The organism is Bradyrhizobium sp. UFLA05-125 (assembly GCF_059803515.1).
The window spans coordinates 1-504 of the sequence record NZ_JBANBJ010000198.1; the positions used below are offsets into that span (position 1 = coordinate 1).

At 68.7% G+C, this 504-nt stretch carries 1 pseudogene; it reads right to left on the reverse strand.

The window, feature by feature from the left end:
* Positions 1 to 504, reverse strand: a pseudogene (locus SO156_RS45920) (sarcosine oxidase subunit alpha); the annotation flags it as partial.

A 504-nucleotide genomic window follows, 5' to 3' on the forward strand; every position in this document is an offset into this window, starting at 1 on the left:
GCCGCCCGTCACGCGCCAGATGGGCTTCAGCCCATTCATCTCCGGATCAGTGACGAGAGCCGCAGCTGCTGCTGCCGACGCGAAGCCGATCTCTGCCACTGCCTCCCGGCCAAGCCGTGCCCCATCCCCAAGGGCTTCAGCGAGCGTGAAACGACCGGCGGCGCTGCCGGCGACAGTGAGTCCCGGCGGCAAGGCTCCAGGCACGAAGGCCTGGGCTGCCTCGTTCCACACTGGTCTGCCGTTCTGGTGCGAGGTGAGGTGAAGCGTCGGGTTCCAACCATTGGAGACCGCAAGCAGGTCGCAGGCCAACGAGGTCCGTTTGCCGGAGGCGTCGCGGATGGCGACGCCACGCAGCTCGCGACCACCTAGCGTCGCCTCGACAGCGCCGCCCGCAAATAGGGGCGCACCAAAACGCTGGGCGAGTTCTTTGAGCGCCGGATCGGTCTCGCTGCGGGAATCGACGATCGCGGCGAGGCGAGCGCCGGCCGCGGCAAGATCGCGCAC